The sequence below is a fragment of the Rhodovulum bhavnagarense genome (genome assembly GCF_004343505.1).
In the GTDB taxonomy this organism is placed as follows: domain Bacteria; phylum Pseudomonadota; class Alphaproteobacteria; order Rhodobacterales; family Rhodobacteraceae; genus Rhodovulum; species Rhodovulum bhavnagarense.
This window is the reverse complement of record NZ_SLXU01000017.1, coordinates 18,514-38,252: the sequence shown is the minus strand read 5'-3', so window position 1 is coordinate 38,252 and position 19,739 is coordinate 18,514. Positions and strand designations below refer to the sequence as shown.

Sequence of the window (19,739 nt, the reverse complement as noted above, 5' to 3'; positions counted from 1 at the left end):
AGAATCATGGGAGGGTCAGCATCCGATCGCGGGCATCAAGCCGTGATCCGCGAGAAAACCATCATAGAAGTCTCGTCGCTTGCGCGCGAGCACGTCCATATCGAATTCATGAGCCTTTTCGTAATTCCGAGAAGCGGCCTCGGCGAGGGGAAGCGTCTCGACCGTCCTCAGGCGCGCAGCGATCTGTCTCCAGTCTCCTCTGGGGACGATCCACGGATCAACAAGAAGTTCGGGGATTCCACCCGTTCTCGCCCCGATGACGACGCATCCCCGCGCCATCGCCTCAATCACCGCCCGTGGCAGCCCTTCTTGGCGACTCGGTTGGAGATAAATATCAATACCGTCCAATGCCTGGGGTATATTTTCACGCGGGCATGGCCCTGCGAATTGTATCTGATCGACGACGCCGAGGGCGGTCGCCAGATTCTGCAGGCGGCTTTGCTCCCCCGGTCCGATGAGCTTGTAAACAAAGCGATGCCGCGCCTCCCCGAGAGCCGCAAGAGCACGGATCACGAGGTCGTGCCCCTTGTATGGGACATCCAGGTTGGCGATCGTCCCAAGTACGATGGGCTTATCACCCTCCCGAATTCCATTCAGCCGCCGGAGACGGCTTTCGAACAAGCGGCGATCCGCCATGACGGTCTCAACGTCGGAGCATGCGATCTGTTCACCCGAGCTCGGGTAGCGCTTTTGCAGAAAGGTTTCCGTGACATAAAGGGCATGGCTTGTCCGACGCATCAGGCGTCTATTCTTGGCCCGAAAATACGGTGCTACCAGTTTTCCCTTCAGGCTGTGGTTCCAAAGAGCATCCCACGGACAGCCAACGAATTCCACCAGCACCGGCTTGTCCATCTTCCAGGCGCTCTTCAATGCCCAGGACCCGATAAGACTCGGCAGCCGCGCAACCACCAGATCATGATCCGCCACCAAAGACGCAACACGACCTTCGGACTTACGCATCTTGGCAAGATTTCTGCCGTGCTTCATGTCAGGCAGACAGATGAACGTCGCATCAGGAAACCACGCCACCGGCTCGTGCGCATCCCCCCTGACGGCGAAGGTCACATGATCCGCCATGTATCTATAACGATCAACAAGGCCCCGTGTGTAGTTGTAAGAAACCGGCCTGTTGTCCGGATCCAGGGTGACTTTGTCGTCATGAGCGAAAAGGAGCTTACGTGTCACGATATCAAAAAATCCAGCAGGGCATTAAAATTACGGTCGGGCGCATATCGGTCGCGTGCCCAGTGGCGCACAGCGGCGGTGTCAGCCCCCTTTTCGCCGAGGGTGTCGCGAACAATCGCCGCGGCCCGAACTGAATCTTGCGGTGGAAACAAGCGGCTATACAAACAGTCCGGAACAGCATGGCGAATGGGCTCGATGTTCGTCGCAACGATCGGGACTTCGCACAGCATGGCCTCGATCAAGGCGTTCGGCTGTCCCTCGGTCACGGATGGGAAAACGAACACGTCCATCGCCTGGTAGATGCATTCAGTATCCGTGCGGACGCCAAGCCCAAGGTAAACATCCGCAAGACCCGCATTTCGCACCCGCTGACGGAACGCGTCCGTGTCCGTGCCGGTACCCGCAAGCAGCAGGTAGATCGTCCCAAGCTGCGCCTTGAGTAAGCGCGCGGTCGCAAACAGCGTTTCATGATCCTTGGCGGGATCGACCCGTCCCACGTGACCGATCACGATGGCGCCCGGTGGAATACCCAGTTCCGCCCGCAAACAGGCGCGCTCTTCCGGGCGCGGCTTGAAACGGTCGGCATCCACACCGTTCGGGATCACTTGAAACCGGTGATCCTTTTCCCAGTCAGGTCCATGGAAATGATCGAGGGCCGTCCGGCTGTTCGACAGGATATGGGTGCTAGAGCCTTCGAGCCATCTCAGCGCCTGCGCCGCGTAAAGCCGTCTGAACAGGGTCGGCCTATAGGCGGGGGTGGATCGCCGGTGCCACGCGATGCGTTTTGGGACACCCTGCCCCTGCGCAAGCCGCATGGCAAGCCCCGAGAAGACGCCGTTCAGGCTCATGACAGCGTCGAAAGAATGCGCGCGTAGAAAACGGCGGAAACCGAGCGCCTGGCGCGGCGACAAGAACCCCGTTGTTGCGTGATGCGTTTGCGCCCCCGCCTCCCGAAAAGAAGGCTCCAGGCGTGCATTGCGCAGGTTTCCCGTGGTCACGTGCCATTGGAAGGCTTCGGTTCCGGCATGACGTATCAGCCGGAGGGCATAGTTCTCAGCCCCACCGGCATCGTAGCTGGGCAGGATCACGAGGATGCGAGATTTCCGCATCATGGTTCAGTTCGGCCGCAGGATTGCACGTTTCACACGGCCAAGGCGCGGCCGAATGCGGCTCTTCCAGGCGGTCTCGGCCACAAAGCCTGAGGTTGCAGTTCTTGCCATGAAATCCGCCAGCGCTTGCATCTGGACCTCGCTGAACCCGAGTTCGTCGGGTCGTGGCGGCAGGTCGGCCGGAGCCTCGGGGATGGGAAGTCGCTCGTCGCCGGGCAGAAGGCGATTCCACGCCTCCCATTCCGCGGCATGCTCGGCAACCGCCTGTGTCGCGACCGCCCGGGCGTAGTGCGAAAGCGCCTGCCCCTGGACCTTCGCTCCGGGATCGACGGCGGTCATCGCGTCGTAGAGAGGCTCTACAAGTTCGGGGCGGACAGCTGCCATCTGCCGAACCAGCGCCAGTTCCGAAAGGGTCAGGGATGGGTTTACCGTGGCAGGCACGGCCACATCGGGGACCGGCACGCCCAGCCAGTCGACGAAAAACCGCCGCTCCAACGCGCCCTTCTCTCGGCTGTACCCCCGAACGGTAAGGTCGATGCCAAGGGCTTCGGCCTGGCGGCGAAACCCGGCGAGTTCGTGCGGCAGGCGATACCCGGCCGCGCACCATTCTGCGATCTCGCCAGCCGTTCCCCGTTTGGCGCGGTGCTTGTAGAGCGACAGGAATTGCTCGACGGGCGCGCGCAGGATGACGAGGAAATGCAAACGTCCAAAACCAGCTTTTTGGGCCGCCAGCAACAGCCTTTCCAACCTACAATCCGAATGCAACTCAGGCAAAAGAAGTTCGCTGGTTGCCAGCACTCTACCAACGGAACGCTCTTTCGCCTGTCTTCTCCAGTCATGAAGAAGCGTGGACAGCTCTTGCGATGCGGGTTCGGCTTTCAAAGCAAGGCAAAGCCTGAAGGCGTTTCCGGCGCTGACGAGACCACGTTGCATTCGGCTTTCGTGGCGCGATAATCCCAGAGGTATCCATATACCGGAGCGACAAATATCCCCCCTACTTCTCACCAACATGGTATGAAGAAAGGACGATCCGGTTTTTTCAGTTCCGATATGAATATATAGGTCTGGTCGTTCGTTCATTGCCTGATCCATACTCAAAGCCATCAGGCGGTTATTCCCGACACGTCAAGGCAAGCACCGAGATCCGCATCCCATTTTTCAGGCGAAAATTTCTCCATACCATTGCCCGGGTAAAACGTAAGCTCGCCAATAAATGGACGCCCCTCGTGCACGAGAAAATCAACCCTCACAAAGGGCGCAATATCTGATATAGTCTCGCTTACTTTTAGCATCTCATCAAGACAAATCGGGGCGACAATCTGCTTCTCAGACAAAGGATATCCTATCGTGAAAGGCTGTTTTCTCCATTTCACGTCGAAAAAAGCTCTTTTGTGAAAAGTGAAACGGTCGTGATCGACCTGAACGTATTTTGGGTAGCCGTTAAAGCAAAATACTTTGTAATCATCGGGCACATTGCCGCATTCGTCCAGAAGCAGTTCCTCGCAGACTATCCGCGGACGGACTCCGTTATACGCCCACTCCTTCGAATACATATAATAGCTCTTCCCAAGCCACTTATTGAAAAATTTCCTGATTTCCCTTAGATCAACCTCATCCTTACTCTTGATGAAGAAGTTCCAGCCCGAACCGTGAGTGGCCTTCAGAACGCATTGCCGCGGAAGTGTCTCCAGGTTGATTTCGTCAACACCTGAAAATATGGCGACCGATGGGATCGTGTATTTCTCACCCACTACATTCTTGATGAAATTTTTGACCTCAATCTTGTCCACAAGATTGGTAAGATTAGCATCCCTGTTATAAAGCTTCAAATATTGAATTTTTTCACTGAATGTGGCGGGGTTCGTGAGATCAAGGCGTCTTCCTGTGCGCCGATAAAAATCTTTTTTCACATAAACCGCTGCCGGAAGAAGCCGCGCTTCAAGGGCGTGACGAAACCTTTTCAAGACAGAGGAACTCATTCTAAACTCCATAACCTTGCGGCCAGCAGGTCAATCTGGTGCCGGCGCCAAGCAAATCTTGTATCACCGGGAACTGTCGAGACCGGTATCGATCAGCTCATCTATCAGGCCGCGCCATTCAAGCGCCACCTTCTCTTCTGTGAAATACGCTGCTGACCTGAGCGCGCCCTGCGCCATATTGGCGAGTCGTTCCTCCGAACGACACAGGTCGACAACTGCGCGCGCCAACGCCTCGACATCGCCCTTCGGCGTCAACAGGCCGTTCTCACCGGGCTGGATCAGCCAGCGGACCATGGGATAGCTGTCGACCACCACCGGAACCGCGCCTTGGCTTTGCGCCTCGATTAGGGTGTTCGGAAAACCCTCGAAGTCGGAGGTCATGATGAACACTTCCGACCGCGTGAAGAAAGGCGTAGAGGGTTGTCGTCCGTGCAACTCGATCCGGGGCAGCTTGTCCCTGGAAATCTCTTGCCGGATGTCGTCCAGGAACGGACCATCGCCCACAATGTCGAGCGTCCAGTCAGGAAGCTGAGGGGCGATCTTTCGCCAGATCGGAAGGATGAGATCAGCCCGTTTCTGGTGGACAGAAACGCGGGCCAGCCAGAGCAGCCGCTTTGCCTTGGGAGGAACGCGATCGGCAACGTTCGGGATAGAGTTGGGGATGAGCGCGATGGTCTGCGCGTCGTAATCCGGGACGAAGTACGCAAGTTCCTCCAGATTCGGTTCAGCGAACATGACGAAGCAGTCATAGGATGCAAGGATCTGCCTGAGGTCTTTCGCATGCCTCTGGCGGTGAAATGCCAGCAATGCGGCCCGGCCAATGGCCGAGCGGCCAAGGCCCTTTATCGGAGGGGGCAGCAAATTCTCGGCGTAAGCATCGAGGTTGTTTCGTACGGAGTAGAGCGTATTGCGCAGGCATCCGATCCGCGGAACGGCCGAGGCTCGCCGCAACGTGTCCGTGATGGCATGTTCATAGGGCATCTGACTGATCACGGCGTGCGGCTTGAACCTGCTGATGGCATCGACCAGCGCCGCGTGATTGGACTTGTTGGCGACATTTCCGCTTTCAGGGGCAGAAAATAACGCCACGTTTTCAGTCGCCCGATGGCCGTGGGCCTCGAACGAAAACACGCCCACCTCAACCCCCTGAGAATTGAGCATACGAGCCATCTTCACGGTGCTCATTTGAACCCCACCCGTCGACGGATCGAGTGGCGGGGTCAAGACGATCAGGATGCGGGTGCGTTCGGGCATCAGAGAATTCCATAAATCAAGGCGCGTAGCGCTTCCTTGATTGTCAGATTGACCGAGGGATCGAGCCAGACGGTGAATGGGGCACCGAGAAGGAAGACACTTGGATAGTCCAGAAAAAGTGAAAGGTTGTAAGCGAAATAGGGCACAAACAAGACGGCACTGCTTACCAAGCCCAGCTGATATAGGAATTTCCCCCTTGGCGCTTTGAAGCGATCAGCTTGACGAAGGCGCATCATGATGAAGGCAGCTCCAAGGAAAACCGCGCCGATCGTCCATGCACGGTTGTGAATGGCATACATGAACCACAGGCTGTTCGATAAGGTGAGCGTGAGAAGGCCAATCGAGGCTATCCAGCGTTCGTAGGCGTTCATCGTCAGCGTAAAGATGCCACAGACGAGAAGCGTGTAGATGAAGAGGTTCAGAGCCCATCTCTGGACCTTAAGCTTCGCGAGCACAAACCAAATTCGTTTTCCGGAAGTCTGTGCCACCACTTGCTCGAAATCTGCGGTCTCTTCCCGATAATACGAGCCCACAGCACTACTTCCCCGTTCTGTCGTGGCCGCAACTTCCACGAAGGAGCCTGGACTTATCAGCGTCGTCGTACTCGAAAGGATGAAGAGCACCGCGTAGAGAGACACGCGACTCCCGAAGAGGAGCACGGCGTAGGCCGGAAGGGCCATCACGAAGTAACCGAGGTGAATGAAGGGCGGCATTGCCATGAGAACGAGATACCGAAGACGGCGCGTCCTGTAATACTGAAGCGAGCCGTAGACGAGAACCCAGAGCCCGGTCCAGGTTCTCACGGTGTTCACGCCTTCGATGTTCTTCAACAAGAAGAAGTTCGCGATCAGGAACAGTGTGATCAACGGCAACCGGGCCTTTCCCCAGTCGCGAAAGATGATGAGCATAGACCCGGAGAAGAAGTACCCGTAGACGGTCCCGATGACAAAAAAGAACAGGGCTGGTACGCCAAGGACACCTCCGACGAAGTAGGACACCACGTGGATGTAGACGTCCTTGTTCGGTGATGTCCCCACTTGAAAGGTCAGGATCTCCCAAAGTTCGCGCTGAAAATCGCCGAAAGCCAGATCGCTGTAATGGACGTACACTTTCAGGAGATGGCGCACTCCGTCTGCACCTGCCCCAGTCGGGTCGTAGGCGATCCCGATCGTCGCGCCGTAAACGGCGAAGAAGGCTGTCAGCAATAGGTGCCGGTACCGGTGGCTCCTTGTTCGCCATGCCTCGAGCAACAACAACGGCGGCGCCAGCAGCATCCCGGTCATTATCTTGACCGCACGCGCCGGAACGTCGGCCGGGCGGCGAATTCGTTTATGGACCTGCCCTGGGGCAAGAGATGCTTGGTTAGCCAGCATGCTGCGAGCTAGCTGAAGCCCATGACAGCACTATGCCTTTTCCAACCACTGCGAGGGACAGGTCCAGAGCAAGGCAGATAACGCAATCGATCTTTTGAGTTCTAATGCACTGCATGATCATGTTTCTCAGCGCTGGATTTGGAAAACAGATAGTCGACAACGGACCCGGCTGGCACCTGCGGTTCCGGCACCTTCCAGGTCAGCTTGAAAAGCGGGGTTTGCGGATGATCGATCAGCGTTTTCGCTTCGTCGGTCAGAGGGGACTGCAGGCCAGCGCGCTGCAGCGCATGAGGCGGCACCGCGGATTCGAACGGCATGTCGTTCCACATCCTGCGCAAGCGCCAGTCGCCTGCGATCAGGTCGTTCAGCGCGTAGTGATAGATCAGATAGGGTGGGCGGCGCAGCGCCCACCGCATCGGCGATGTCAGCCACAGTCGCGTCAGGCTCGGGTGCCGGTTGATTGCCCGACCTACGAGAGCGGTCTTCTTGTCGGGTTTTCCGCTGCGATCCTTGAGGGCGCTGCTTTCCCAATAGCGGCAAAGCTTGTGGAGGAGGGCGATGAGGATGGGATGCTCGGGCTCCGCGGCAATGAACCAGTTTGAGATAAGGCGATCTCTTCCCGGCTTTTGGAAGAAGAAGAGGCCTGCCTGCATCTTGTCTTCGAGCCAAACATGCATATCGACCAGTGGGAATACGGTTCCATCCATCCAGATGCCGCCATGGCGTATCAGAAGGGCCGTCCGGATGAGATCAGACTGGAACGGGACTCCGAGACTACACCAAGTCGCGTCTTCCATGGGGATATTCGGCCGGATTTGTTCCAAATCACTCTTATCCAGCAATATGAAGTTCTGGCTAGCCGAGAGGGCGTTGCCCTGGGCAACGCAGGCCTTCACGATATCAGGACCCGCATTGATACCCTGCTGCCAGTATGAGAAAATTTTCTTCTTCATGCAAAACCCTCGAAACAGGCAGATTAAACGTTACCCGCCGAACGCACGCTCTAGCCTAGCAAGGCTCAATTTCTCGAATTTATCAATTAACTCAAATCTAGATTGCTCGGAGCAACCAGAAAAAATGACCAGCGCTGAGATGCGTGCTGAAATTACTGGATCTTCGAGCGCCGAGTAAGCCAAATTATACTTCTCGGCGAATTTGCTCAGGTAAGAGTCTTTTCGGACGATAGCGTGAGCACCGAGTTGAATGGCGCGACCGAAGATCCCAGAAGACAAGTTGCTTTCTGCTGGATAATAGCACCAAATAAGGTCCGCTCGAAGGTAAGCATCTATGAAATCCTTGAATGACGCGTGCCCAGCCGAGCCGTCTTTGTTTTTCCCTTCTGCATTTGGTATTTTGCGATGTGCAAATTCATTATCCGCGAGGCCGACCATTTTGAATTCATAACCACCCGAAATCTGTTCGGAGAGGTCGAGAAATAAGTCAAACCCCTTACGGCGAGAGCCATGGCCTAGAAAGTATAATCTCTTGGGTTGACCTTCTCGGCCGTGAGAACGGCGGCAGGCTCTTGGGTCCCCCTGCTCAGAATGCTTCAGAAGGTACTTGAGATCCCAGAGTTGTGGGTCAAAGATCCAATCGTCGGCGAAAGATCTATCAGCTGGACAGATATCAAATGGCCTAATGCCCAGAATCGTAACGCTGTTTGTTCGCCGTAGAGCTCCACGGAACGTTTTTTGCAGGCGGCTTAGGCGAGTATTAACTTCATCCGGAGCCACCGATATAGCTACAGTTCTTTTTCTGAGTGCGGCTCTCACACCAGAAAGAAACAAGAACGTCCCTACATGCGCATCAACTGTGACGAACAATAAATATTTAGCTGTGATGGCCCTTATAAAGTGTTTGTGAAATGTGAATGCGCCACCATTCTCAAGGGCGAGAGACTTACTGAATAGCGTCAAATAATCGTCACGATGCCCTCCCAGGCTCTTCGCGAACGCCACGCCCCGGAAATTACAGCTATCCTTCACTTGCGGGCCTCAAAGTAAAAATCTTTAATCATTATTTTGCGATCAAAATACACCAGAAGAACCAACGACATCAAATTCAAATTCAAATTTTCAAAGGATAACATGTTGCGCTTCAATTTCATGATATTCACCAATATCTCTCTGACGCGATTTATTTCGCGCGCCCGAACGAGCAGCCCAGTGCAAGCCTTTTCTTTATTTTTCGAAGTCATTCGCCAAGTCTTCAAGCTTTAATACTACATCTACAAGCGTCTCCCCGCGAGACTTGCACAAAAATCGCTTTGTGGACGCATAACCCTCGAGACTCTCGACTCAAGAAAGTCTTTGAAGGACTCTGATGATGTGCCCGCCCCCGACGGCATCTGTCTACCAAGTTGGGCGGGCACTTCATCAGGGCCGTATCGCGCGGGACTTGAACTCTGGCAATCTTCGTGGCTTGCTTTTGGTAGTTGAAAAGCTCACGAAAGGCTGCTTACTTGCTGGCCTATAGAACCAGCGTGCCTTCTGCGTGCTTCGACAAGTTGTTCATAGATCTCGGCGTATTTCCGAGCGACAACAGTATCTGCATACTCCTGCAGCACGACCTCGCGCCCCTGTCGGCCCATCTGTGCGCGCTTGACGTCATCGCGAAGAAGGTTTGAAATATGCTCCCGAAGGGAGATCGCATTCGCCGGCTCGGCCAACAACCCCGTCTGCTTATGCCGCACAACATCTGGCACGCCCCCCACCCGAAACGATACGCAGGGCACGGCACACGCCATGGCTTCCACCAGGACGTTTGGCAGGTTATCGGCACGGGTCGGCAACACGAAGGCATCGGCGGCACTATAGATAAACGACATCAGGCGGGGGTTCTCGACCCGTCCAAGCGATACGCTGCCAAACGGCATATGCAAGCCACCCGAACCGATCGCGGCGAGCGTAACGGACTGATCGAGGTCAAGCCCGTTGAGGGACGCCAGCAGGAGATCCATCCCTTTGCGGTAGTCCCCGACGCTATTGGCCGCAAAGAGCACGATACGGCCATCCTGAGGTAACCCGAGCACACTGCGGGCCACGGCCTTGTCTCGGGGCGCGAAGGTCTCGATGTCGAGGCCGTTCGGGACGACTTCGACATCAAAACGGCCCAACAAGCTGCTTTTCCGTGCCTGATCTGCCAACCAGTGACTGGGGGCCACGATCCGCGTCGTTTCCGGAACCAGCCGCGAAAGCGCCGCTGCTTTGCGACTGTGGATCCGCCGGGTCAGATCGCGAGGGTTCGTGGAACCCAGGAGGGGGCAGGCGCCGCACCGCTCGCTAAATCGGTCACAGCTCATCGCGTAGTGACATCCCCCGGTCATCGGGGCCATATCGTGCAAAGTCCAAACCAGCGGTTGACTATTAGAAATACCGCGGAAAAACCGCCGGTAGTCGAGGAAATGTGAAACCCAGTGAAGGTTTAAAACATCGGCCTCGGGCAATCTGTTCAAAAGGTTTGGCCCAGGAACACGGTCGTCCGAAAAATAGGCCAGCTCCCGCGAGACGGACCTGGCTGTCAGCCGGCGTTCCAGAGTGTACTTCTTTGCCTGAAGCCTCTCAATGATGCCTGTGCCTAAATGTGGCGAACGCGCGACCACCACCTTAGGATCCGAGGACTTCCGCTGAGCTACTGCTAGCTGCGACTCAATGCCATAATCACGCAAGGCCCGATGCAGACGATATGCGGCTATGGCGGCGCCTCCACCGATGTCGGACCTAGAAATAAGAATTACTGAGGTCATGCGGCTTTTCGGCCCTCCATAAACAGCGAAAGCGGCTTGAACACACTGCCATCGAAATCATTGTCAAGGCGTTCGTCTGCCCTGCACCACAGCCAAGGTTAATCTTCATCGCATCCCCACCGATCTCAGCATTCGCCCTGCTAGGTGACGAAAGCGCTTAACTACACGCCGGCCCGGCGTGTAAGCCCTGACCCCCCTAAACACTTCTCGGGTCACATGGTCGTCGAAACGCGGCTCGGCTGCGATAGTGGGTGGCGCAGCGTAAGGCGGGAGTAGCGGTACTACTGGCAGATTGGCAACGCTCGATTCTTCGTTGATCGTGTGGGTCGCGTCTATCCCGAATCCAATATTGGAGACGAGATTGACACACGGGGTGCAGGTCCACCCGCTGTTCAACCAACATGTCCAAGTCCAAGAGTAATCCCAAGCACTACTAATATTCCCGCTTTTTACACGCTCGAAAACTGAACTCCAATATCGACGGAAACCAGGAACTTTTGAAAGCCCAGCTAAGAGATTTCTTGCGCCGCTTGAATTAAATCTTTCGAGATCCGCATCATAGAGTGCCCAAGCGCGACGCCAACTCGCCCAACCCCAGATGTGATTGTAGATCGAGTAGTAATAGCTGTAGGGCCAATCGCCCATGTCCGTCTGAAAGTTGTTTCCGGTCACGCACATGATCCGGGGATCGTTTCGGTAGCGCTCCAGCATCTCGGCGCAAAACGTGAAAAAGGATGGGTCCGGCAGGCAGTCGTCCTCGAGGATGATTCCCTCTGGTTCGTTTTCAAAAAACCAGGTGATCGCACCGCTGACGGCGCGGCGGCAGCCGAGGTTTTCATTCCGAAAGAGTGTCTTGACCTCACAGGGCCAGTCGACCGCGGTTGCAATGCAGCGAACCTCGGCGCAGCGTTCGGCCTCTCCCGCCCGGTCGGGGCGCGGACCATCGGCGGCGACGTAGAGCCGCGCGGGCCGCGCCGCCCGTATCGCCTCGAACACCCGCGCCGTGGTATCGGGGCGGTTGAAGGTGAGGAATAGGATGGGGGGGGTCATGACTTCAACCGGTACAAGCGATCATGATGCGACAAGTGATCAACAAGTTCGTATCGAGCGGCCAGGACATTCTCGATTTCTTGCGGGTCATTCGCCTCCACCAGGATCCAACGTGGTGCGACCCGATCGAAATCCAGTCCGGCCAATGCCTGTGCCTCATAGCCTTCAACATCCAGAGACAGCAAGTCCACGCGAGAAATACCACTCAATCGGAAAAGCATATCCAAGCTAGCAGTGGGTACCGAATAATGTCTCGGAGCATCGTCTCCAGCAAGAAACTTCATGCCTGCAGCAATGTGAGCTTCATCGGCGGTATCTCCCCCTCGTGCTCCTTTAACAATCGACATCAGATTGCAATAAATCATTTCCACAGGGGCCCCACTGCTACTTAGCGAAGTCAGCGCATACTCCTCTACGCGGGACTTAGGCCTGTTGATGCGGCATTGTTGGGCTAATTCAGGAATTGGCTCAACAAGGAGCCCTGTCCATCCGCGGTAAAACTCCAAATAAGCGGTATTGGATTGGCGAATTCCATTATTGGCGCCGGCCTCAGCAAATACACCATTACGAAATCCAATGTGTTTCAGGAGCTTTTTATCGAGCCCATTAAGACCAAAACCCGGCGGGTCATAAAGCCCTGTTCGCTCGAAAAATGGGAGCGCTGGCCGCAAAGAATTTTTAATCCCGGCCTTCAATCCACTAAGACGCATGATAATTTCTTTCTTGCAAAGTCGATTTCCATGAGTTTTCCACCAGAACCGCTTTGCCTTCCCACCCAGAAGGGCAGTTTTTAGAGGTACCAAAAAAAGACCCGGCCTCGACCTCAACCGATAACCCATCTTCAATCCAATCTTGAATAACACCATCAACCTCCAGAAATAAGGAGATTGAATACTTACCCTGGGTTAACGGAAACTTTTCAATTCTGCAAACTACGCAGGAGCCATCTTCAACTCGCAAAATTGATGGTGTGGAAGCTTCGTTTGCAAGCAAAAACAAGGGATTTCCGAAAGCATCCTTGAAGGTGATGCCCATACGCGCCGAGCCGCGAACCTCTGGATCACCCTTTAACTTCAAGCTTATTTCGCAGGGAGCTCCAGTAACCGGCGGATTTGATTCAGAAGAAGAACCACTCGTTTTATTAAAAAGTACCCTATGAAAGTAAAGGTCCTGTTTTCCTTTTCTTGGCTTATCGGAAATATATCCAGCCGTGACAAGCTCAGAGCAATCAGTGGAAAGATATTGCTTGATGACATCAATCGTATTGCCTTCGGCGTATTTTCGACCCTTTTGAAAAAAATACGCACGCGAGCAAAGGTTTTGCACAGCCGCCATATTATGGCTCACGAACAGCACTGTCCGCCCATGCCCCGCCACATCCTGCATTTTGCCTAGGCATTTTTTCTGGAACTCGGCATCGCCCACGGCCAGCACCTCGTCGACCACCAGGATCTCGGGCTCCAGATGGGCGGCAACAGAGAAGGCCAGCCGGACATACATGCCAGATGAGTAGCGCTTGACCGGCGTATCGAGGAACTTTTCCACCCCGGCAAAATCGACAATCTCGTCGAACTTGCGCCGGATCTCGGCCCGCGTCATCCCCAGGATTGCCCCGTTGAGATAGATGTTCTCCCGCCCCGTCAGCTCGGGGTGGAAGCCAGTGCCGACCTCCAGCAGGCTCGCCACCCGCCCCTCGATGATCACGCGCCCCTCGCTGGGTTCGGTAATGCGCGAGAGCACTTTCAAGAGCGTTGATTTGCCAGCGCCGTTGCGGCCGATGATGCCAACCACCTCGCCGCGCTTGATTTCGAAATTGACATCCTTGAGGGCCCAGAACTCTTCGCGCTCCTCGCCTGCAATCAGGGCGCGCCCGGCGGCCATGTCACGGGCCGATCGAAGCAGCCGCCGCCCTTGCTGCGCCAGGACATCCCGAAGCGCCGTATAGCGCTCGGTCGACTCATGGCCGATCACGTATTTCTTGCCGAGGCCTTCGGCGCGGATAACGACGTCGCTCATCAGATCAGGTCCGCAAAGGTTTTTTCAGTCCGCCGGAAGACACGGATGCCGTACCACAGGAAGAACGCAATCACCCCGAGGCTGAGCGCGAAGCTGGACCAATTGAGCGCGGCCTCGCCACCCAACAAGCACCAGCGGAACCCGTCGATCACGCCAACCATCGGGTTGAGGCCGTAAAGGAAGCGCCATCCCTCGGGCACGTTCACGCTGGAGAAGCCAACGGGCGAGACGTAGAGACCGAACTGGACGATGAACGGGATGATGTAGCGAAAATCCCGGTACTTGACATTCAAGGCCGAGAGAAGAAGCGCGGGCCCCAGGGCTGCGGCCATGGCCAGGAGGACGAACACGGGCAGCAGAAGGACGCGCCAATCCGGCAGGAACCAGAACCAGAGCATCGTCAGCACCATCAGCGTGAAGCTGATCATGAAATCCACCAAGGACACCACGGCCGCTGCCGACGGGATCACGAGGCGGGGGAAATACACCTTTCCAACAAGGGCGGAATTGGTGACGAGGCTGTTCGAAGACTCGCTCAGGATGGTCGAGAACAGGAACCAGGGCAGCATGCCCGCAAAAACCATGACCGCGTAGGGCGCTTCGCCGTCCGAGGGCAATTGCGCAACGCGTCCGAAGATCACCGTGAAGACAATCATGGTGAGGAAAGGACGGATCACCGCCCAGGCCACCCCGATGACCGTCTGCTTGTAACGCACCGAGATGTCGCGCCAGGCCAGGATCGCAAAGAGTTCGCGATAATGCCAAAGATCGCGCCAATACTGCGCATCAGCACGCCCGGCCTCCAGGACGAGACGCCCTGGACCGCCCGAGGATGAAGTCATGGTATCTGTCATGTGTTCTCGAGGTTTGAAGACGTTATCAGCTATGGAACGAACCCCTTCTGCTTGAATTGTGGGTTACGGGGGCGGCCCAATCACCGTCCCGAGACAAGAAGACGCGGCGAATACCCTGGCTCAAGATCTCTTGGCCCCCAAACGCCCGATAACGCAAATTCCAAGCCCCACACGCGCTCCCGCTGCCAGTCTCTTCCCAAGTCGTGGCAAGAAGACCAACTCTCACGATGAGATGTTCAAGACTGGGCAAGAGAGGGCCTGCGCCGATCCCTCAACTGCAACTCTGCCACGGCTTCCGCACAGCCACCGGCAATCCCCGCGACCGTTAACATCCAGAAAACACGTGCTTCCAAATTGGAAGCTTCTCATCTTGATACATTATACAGTCATCCAAGCGCGCGCAACCCCCCTGCCACGCCTGGCCAACCGGCCGCGGAGCGACAAGGCTTGACCTGTAATTTTTTATCATTAAGAGAGCCGTTATGCTTACCTCCGACGGACGGGACCCGCCATGAAACATGCCGCAGATCTCGCCTCGACCGACTGGCACCTGCTGATGTGCCGCCCCAACCAGAACCATATCGCCGAACGCAGCCTCACCCGCCTCGGATTCGACGTCTTCATGCCGCGCCACGAGGTCGAACGGCGCTGGCGCGGGCGCGTGCGCACCGAGATCCGTCCCGTCTTCGCCGGTTACCTCTTCCTGGCCACGACCCCGGATTGGCCGAACTGGCACAAGGCGCGCAGCGCGCCGGGCGTGTGCCGGCTGATTGGTACCGCACAGGCCGGCCCGGCCTGCGTGCCCCCCCAGATCATCGCCGGCCTGATGAGCCGATGCGACGATGACGGGCTGTTGCGCCCCGCGATCGACGCCCTCTCGGTTGGCGACAAGGTCCGGGTGATCAGCGGGCCGTTTCGCGATTTCGTGACCTCGGTGGAACAGATCGATCCCGACAGGCGAATCCATGTCCTGCTCGATCTGCTCGGCCGCCCGACCCGCGCCCAGCTCGACCCCGAGATGGTCATGAAGCAGGAGCCCTGACGTCCGCACCGCCCCAGTCAGCCCGCCCCTCCCCTGAAGGCCGGACAGCCAGCCGTCTGATGGTCGGGCGACATGCATGCCCGCCCCCGCCCCGAGCCGGCAATTGCTCCGGCGCGACGAGATGATGCGGCACAAATCCGATCATCGACCGCAGGGCCGGTCAGCTCATCACTGACCTGCCAGGAAACAATGCAAGAGACATCACGACGCGCGCCGCGGACCGGGTAGCGGCCCCAGGGCCGGCAACCTTGAACGAGAATGATCCCAAGCGCCGTTGGCGCTTCCGGCCGGGGGCCCGACAATTTCTTTTGGGGCCGCCCGCCCTCCTTGCGCGGAGGTGACATCGGCCAGTGTTGTGGGATCGCGACAAAACTCGGTCTATTGCTTGCCGAATGGCTGCACGGCTGGTTTTCAGACCCAACCAGATCAACCTGCACCATGGGGCCTGCGGGTCCACCCGCCCGGGCGATATAAACTCCGAAACCGCGACAGAGACCGCCGCCCCACCCTGCCCGGCCAGATGGATCGCGCCTATTCCAACGGGCGCTGACAGCCTGCGCCGCTTGGTGCGGCCAGAGGCGGCAACAGGGCCGGCTGTCGGAAACCATCGCCATATCGTCGCGCCTCTGAACCGGTTCTGCGCGGGGAGGCTGCGAGAATTTTATTATCGCTTTGATAATTTAATCTTGAAACGTTTCATCTCTGTCAGCCACCCAGCCACCCCCCTGATCTTCCCTCGAGAAACCCTGAATCTTTTCTCATAATTACAAAATATTACCTCTTATTTTCGCTTGCCCGGAACGGCGCAGACGCTACGCTGCCCTAGCGGGTTCCAGCTTGCCCCTGGACGCCTTGCCCGCCGAGCATTACTATCTGCAAGGTAATTTGTAGAGTCGCTCGATACTTGGGGCCATGCCTTTTCCCCCCAAGTCAGGGCATGGCCCTTTTTTGACTGCCCCCGCGGCAGAAGGCGCGCACAAAGCTCGGAAATACCTCTCATAATTCCTCATCTCCGGCGGACTGCGCCCTGCCTGTCATCGGGGGAGACGCCGAGTTGTTCCTCCAGATCAGGACCCAAATGGCGCACCAGGTGCACGATTCACGTCTGGACCATCGTTTTGGGGAATTCGATATTCACCCCTGTCGCACGGCAGTCTTGGCACCGAATTTGCAAAAGACTAATGCAACCCTTCATGACAAGGTGGCTGGGGCACGCACGTGCAATTGGAAGTTGTATCAACGCACGAGAAACGCCGAACGAAAGATCATGGGAATTTCGTCAGGACGCATGCCCGCCCACAGGAGAAACCGGACATGGACCACCACAAGCAAGGCGAGACCGCGACGCGGGCACGGGGCGGGACCGTCACCAGGCGAGCGCCAGAGACCTCTACGCTTGGCAACGACGTAGGCTCTTGCCCCCCTTGCACCGGGAATTGTCGTCAGGGAAGGGACTGTCCCGCCCGCCGCACGCGCGCGATGCCGAAATGGTTGCGTTGGCTCGAGGCGTTACCGCGGCGGAGCTGACCGAGCAGGAACCTTGGAGCGCGCGGTCCTGTCCGGCCGGTTGAGGGCCATTCCGCTCAATTGCGACCGGCGCGGCCGCGCCGCCCATGGCGCACATAGGCCATGCCCAGCCGATAGGCGAGCACGAACAGGACCGCGAATATCAGAACCGACAGCGCAGCCCAAATGGGCCGATCCATGAAAACGACCCCCGCAAGAACCGGCATGCCCGCCAGAGGCATCAACACGACGGCGGTTAACGGATTGGAAATATGACGCCTGCCCCGACCAAGCAGGACGATCTCAAGCCCCCGCATCACCAACTGATGGACATGCAGACGATCGGGCTGGTCATGCCGACGTCCGGAAGCCCGACGCCGGTAAATGGCCAGGAAAGTGTCAGCCACCGGCCAAAAGAACAGCAACGCAACCGAGATCCCCGCGATCTCTTCACTGCGAATCGCGAGGAATATCCCGAGCCAGGCCAGAACATGGCCGACGGTATAGGCACCCGCATCGCCCATGAAGATCTGGCCCTTAGGAAAATTGAACATCAGGAACCCCGCGAGAGCCGCCGCAACCGCGAGAGAGGTGACCATGACGGGCTGATAGCCGACATCATGGGACATGAATGCAAGAGCGAGCGCGATCATCAGCGCAACACCGCCCATCAGCCCATTGACACCATCGATCAGGTTGAACGCATGACAGAGCCCCGTCGTCCAGAGGATCGTGACGGGGATCGCGAAAGGCGCGAAGGCCAGCAGCAGGTCAACACCCGGCAGCCCGCTTTCCGTGATCCAATCCCCCATGAAAAAGACCACGACCATGGACGACAGCGCTGCGGCCCAAAGACGCCCGCGCGGGCTGACGCGGTACCCGAGATCCTCGGCCAGTCCGGCGATGAAAACGGGCAACAGGCTCGCGATGAAGAGCAACGCCCGGTCCTTTGGAAAATTCGGAATTCCCAGCAGCAATGCACAGCATATGGCCACAACCACCGCAAGACCTCCGACGCGCGGTGTCGGACGGGTGTGGGCGGCCTGGATCGCGTGAAGATCATGGCCTCGTGTCGTGACCGCGACATGCACCCCTCGCGTGCCAACCATCAAGCCGACCATCATCGCGGAAATCGCGAACACCACGGTTGCAAGCCAGACTGGCGCAAGGGGCCCCATGAAAAAAACTTTCACATTGAGTAAATTAACAGCGCGATAGCATAGTATCGGGTTTTTTTGATTCTCAAAGTGATTTTTTACTCCCCTCCCATGTAGCCATGGGCGTATCCGGGCCGACCAAATGGTCAGCGTGGGGCGGAAATGAAAAGTAGGGTGACCCTGCCGAGTGTCCGCTATCGTGAGTTGGTCCGTGGAAATTCGCGCCTGCAGCCGAGCGAGCTCTAGGCCCTGCACGAACGCCATAGAAGGGCTGCCTCCCGCCGACCAGGGGTGAACTGTAAAGGCAAGAACTCCGGCGCCATGGAGACTCGACTGAGAGCCGATCTTGCGCCTGCGGAGAATGTCCGTTCTGGGGAAGCTGCACTGCGGCGATAGTGTCCGAGGTGGAAGGCCGTGATGGGCCGTTCCTTCTGGCCGATGTCCGGAACAACGCTCGCCCTTTCGATGACCGGAACCCGGCTCTCATGGCCGTCCTTGAACACCGAAGCGTGCCGATCACCTCAAGCCGAGCCCTCGTTGTCCTTCCGGTCCACTTCGAGAACCTGATTCACCATGCGTCGGATCATTTCCGGGCGCGTGGGGCAATCAGGCGCTTGCTCACACAAGGCGTCGATCACCGCCAAGGTATCGCGATGAAAGCGTATGGTGACCGCCTCTGTGTCCCTTTTTGGGCGACCGGGCTTTTTCATCACTTACCCTCTTGACTTGATGTTTTTTAATGTTATTTATTATGATGAGCCAAGGCAAGGGTGGCCGCCCTCGCCAAGGCCCTGACCACACCGATGACACTTATGGAGGACATCGACATGGCTGACACTGTGCTTACCACCCCTGCGCCGGGGAATGAAGGCGGTGCCGTGTTCGCGGCGCATACGGCGATCTCGCGGCGGTTCACCGAGTTGCTGGCGCTGACCGAGGCGGCGGTGGCCGCAGAGCGCGACCTCGACGGGGTCGAGCCCTGGGATCCTGCGGTGGCTCATTGGCCCGAGGCGGCCGAGCGCGCTTGGCAGGCCGCCGGGGCGACGGCCGAGGCCGTGCTGGCGATGCATCCCGCCCGGGACGAGGATCGCCCGCTGCAGCAGATGGCCCTGATGTTCCGGCTGGCCCTCGGGCTGGAGGCGCCTCGCGCCGGCGCCCAGCTGATCGAGCAGGTCCAGATGCAGCTGCCCGTCTTCAAGTGCCCCGGCGCCACGCCCGTGGCCGGCATGGTGAACCGCACCCTGGGCCGCGCGGCCCATGTGCTGGCCGCCGTCCACGCGGTGCTGGAGCCTGACGCATTGGGCGACGGCCCCGGCGACCTGCCCCCCGCGGGCGCCGTGATGGCGGCCTGACACGTCCCTTTTCCGGACCGACCTGACCATCCGCACCCGGTGCTCGTTTGTCCCGGGTGAGCGGAGCGGTCTGTCCCGCGGTTTTCCGGGATCGGTCCCTGTCCGGACAAGCCCGGC

General features: G+C 57.5%; 17 protein-coding genes. 2 read left to right on the top strand and 15 right to left on the bottom strand.

What is annotated here, in order from left to right:
• Window positions 1–15: 15 nt before the first annotated feature.
• From EV663_RS13470 to EV663_RS13410, 13 genes are all read right to left on the bottom strand, one after another.
• Window positions 16–1,185, bottom strand: a complete 1,170-nt coding sequence (locus tag EV663_RS13470) for a glycosyltransferase family 4 protein (protein ID WP_132952728.1) — start codon at window positions 1,183–1,185, stop codon at window positions 16–18.
• A complete protein-coding gene (locus EV663_RS13465; RefSeq protein WP_132952726.1) occupies window positions 1,182–2,297 on the bottom strand; it encodes a glycosyltransferase in 1,116 nt (371 codons plus the stop codon). Before EV663_RS13465 ends, EV663_RS13470 begins: the two co-directional genes overlap by 4 nt.
• Window positions 2,298–2,300: 3 nt before the next feature.
• A complete protein-coding gene (locus tag EV663_RS13460; protein ID WP_132952725.1) occupies window positions 2,301–3,227 on the bottom strand; it encodes a hypothetical protein in 927 nt (308 codons plus the stop codon).
• A gap of 170 nt (window positions 3,228–3,397) precedes the next feature.
• A complete protein-coding gene (locus EV663_RS13455) occupies window positions 3,398–4,273 on the bottom strand; it encodes an ATP-grasp fold amidoligase family protein (protein ID WP_165910200.1) in 876 nt (291 codons plus the stop codon).
• A gap of 63 nt (window positions 4,274–4,336) precedes the next feature.
• The gene (locus EV663_RS13450; RefSeq protein WP_132952721.1) at window positions 4,337–5,527 is read right to left on the bottom strand and encodes a glycosyltransferase; all 1,191 of its coding nucleotides are present in this window, start codon (window positions 5,525–5,527) and stop codon (window positions 4,337–4,339) included.
• Window positions 5,527–6,900, bottom strand: a complete 1,374-nt coding sequence (locus EV663_RS13445; RefSeq protein ID WP_132952719.1) for a hypothetical protein — start codon at window positions 6,898–6,900, stop codon at window positions 5,527–5,529. Before EV663_RS13445 ends, EV663_RS13450 begins: the two co-directional genes overlap by 1 nt.
• Window positions 6,901–7,001: 101 nt before the next feature.
• Window positions 7,002–7,853, bottom strand: a complete 852-nt coding sequence (locus tag EV663_RS13440) for a capsular polysaccharide synthesis protein (protein ID WP_132952717.1) — start codon at window positions 7,851–7,853, stop codon at window positions 7,002–7,004.
• A gap of 30 nt (window positions 7,854–7,883) precedes the next feature.
• Window positions 7,884–8,885 carry a hypothetical protein gene (locus EV663_RS13435; protein WP_165910199.1) on the bottom strand — a complete coding sequence of 334 codons (1,002 nt, stop codon included), beginning with the start codon at window positions 8,883–8,885 and terminating at the stop codon, window positions 7,884–7,886.
• A 458-nt stretch (window positions 8,886–9,343) separates the two neighbouring features.
• Window positions 9,344–10,645: a glycosyltransferase gene (locus EV663_RS13430; protein ID WP_132952713.1), complete on the bottom strand. Its 1,302-nt coding sequence runs from the start codon at window positions 10,643–10,645 to the stop codon at window positions 9,344–9,346.
• 105 nt (window positions 10,646–10,750) lie between these two features.
• Window positions 10,751–11,695, bottom strand: a complete 945-nt coding sequence (locus EV663_RS13425; protein ID WP_132952711.1) for a glycosyltransferase family 2 protein — start codon at window positions 11,693–11,695, stop codon at window positions 10,751–10,753.
• Window positions 11,692–12,405 (bottom strand): FkbM family methyltransferase, encoded by a 714-nt coding sequence (locus tag EV663_RS13420; RefSeq protein ID WP_132952709.1) that lies wholly within the window; start codon window positions 12,403–12,405, stop codon window positions 11,692–11,694. Before EV663_RS13420 ends, EV663_RS13425 begins: the two co-directional genes overlap by 4 nt.
• On the bottom strand, window positions 12,395–13,576 hold the full coding sequence (locus EV663_RS13415) for an ABC transporter ATP-binding protein (protein WP_425057143.1): 1,182 nt from the start codon (window positions 13,574–13,576) through the stop codon (window positions 12,395–12,397). The genes EV663_RS13420 and EV663_RS13415 overlap by 11 nt, the downstream gene beginning before the upstream one ends.
• 134 nt (window positions 13,577–13,710) lie before the next feature.
• Window positions 13,711–14,565, bottom strand: coding sequence for an ABC transporter permease (locus EV663_RS13410; protein ID WP_207904434.1), 855 nt, complete (start codon window positions 14,563–14,565; stop codon window positions 13,711–13,713).
• Window positions 14,566–15,076: 511 nt separating this feature from the next.
• Here EV663_RS13410 and nusG point away from each other — a divergent pair.
• Entirely contained in the window at window positions 15,077–15,607 is a 531-nt protein-coding gene (nusG, locus tag EV663_RS13405) for a transcription termination/antitermination protein NusG (RefSeq protein WP_132952705.1), read from the top strand.
• Window positions 15,608–17,190: 1,583 nt separating this feature from the next.
• On the opposite strand, the gene EV663_RS13400 is transcribed toward nusG, so the two are convergent.
• Entirely contained in the window at window positions 17,191–18,534 is a 1,344-nt protein-coding gene (locus EV663_RS13400) for an MraY family glycosyltransferase (protein ID WP_132952703.1), read from the bottom strand.
• A 257-nt stretch (window positions 18,535–18,791) separates the two neighbouring features.
• Window positions 18,792–18,980: a hypothetical protein gene (locus EV663_RS13395; protein ID WP_132952701.1), complete on the bottom strand. Its 189-nt coding sequence runs from the start codon at window positions 18,978–18,980 to the stop codon at window positions 18,792–18,794.
• A 117-nt stretch (window positions 18,981–19,097) separates the two neighbouring features.
• Here EV663_RS13395 and EV663_RS13390 point away from each other — a divergent pair, with 117 nt between their 5' ends.
• Entirely contained in the window at window positions 19,098–19,622 is a 525-nt protein-coding gene (locus tag EV663_RS13390; RefSeq protein ID WP_132952699.1) for a hypothetical protein, read from the top strand.
• Window positions 19,623–19,739 lie beyond the last annotated feature (117 nt).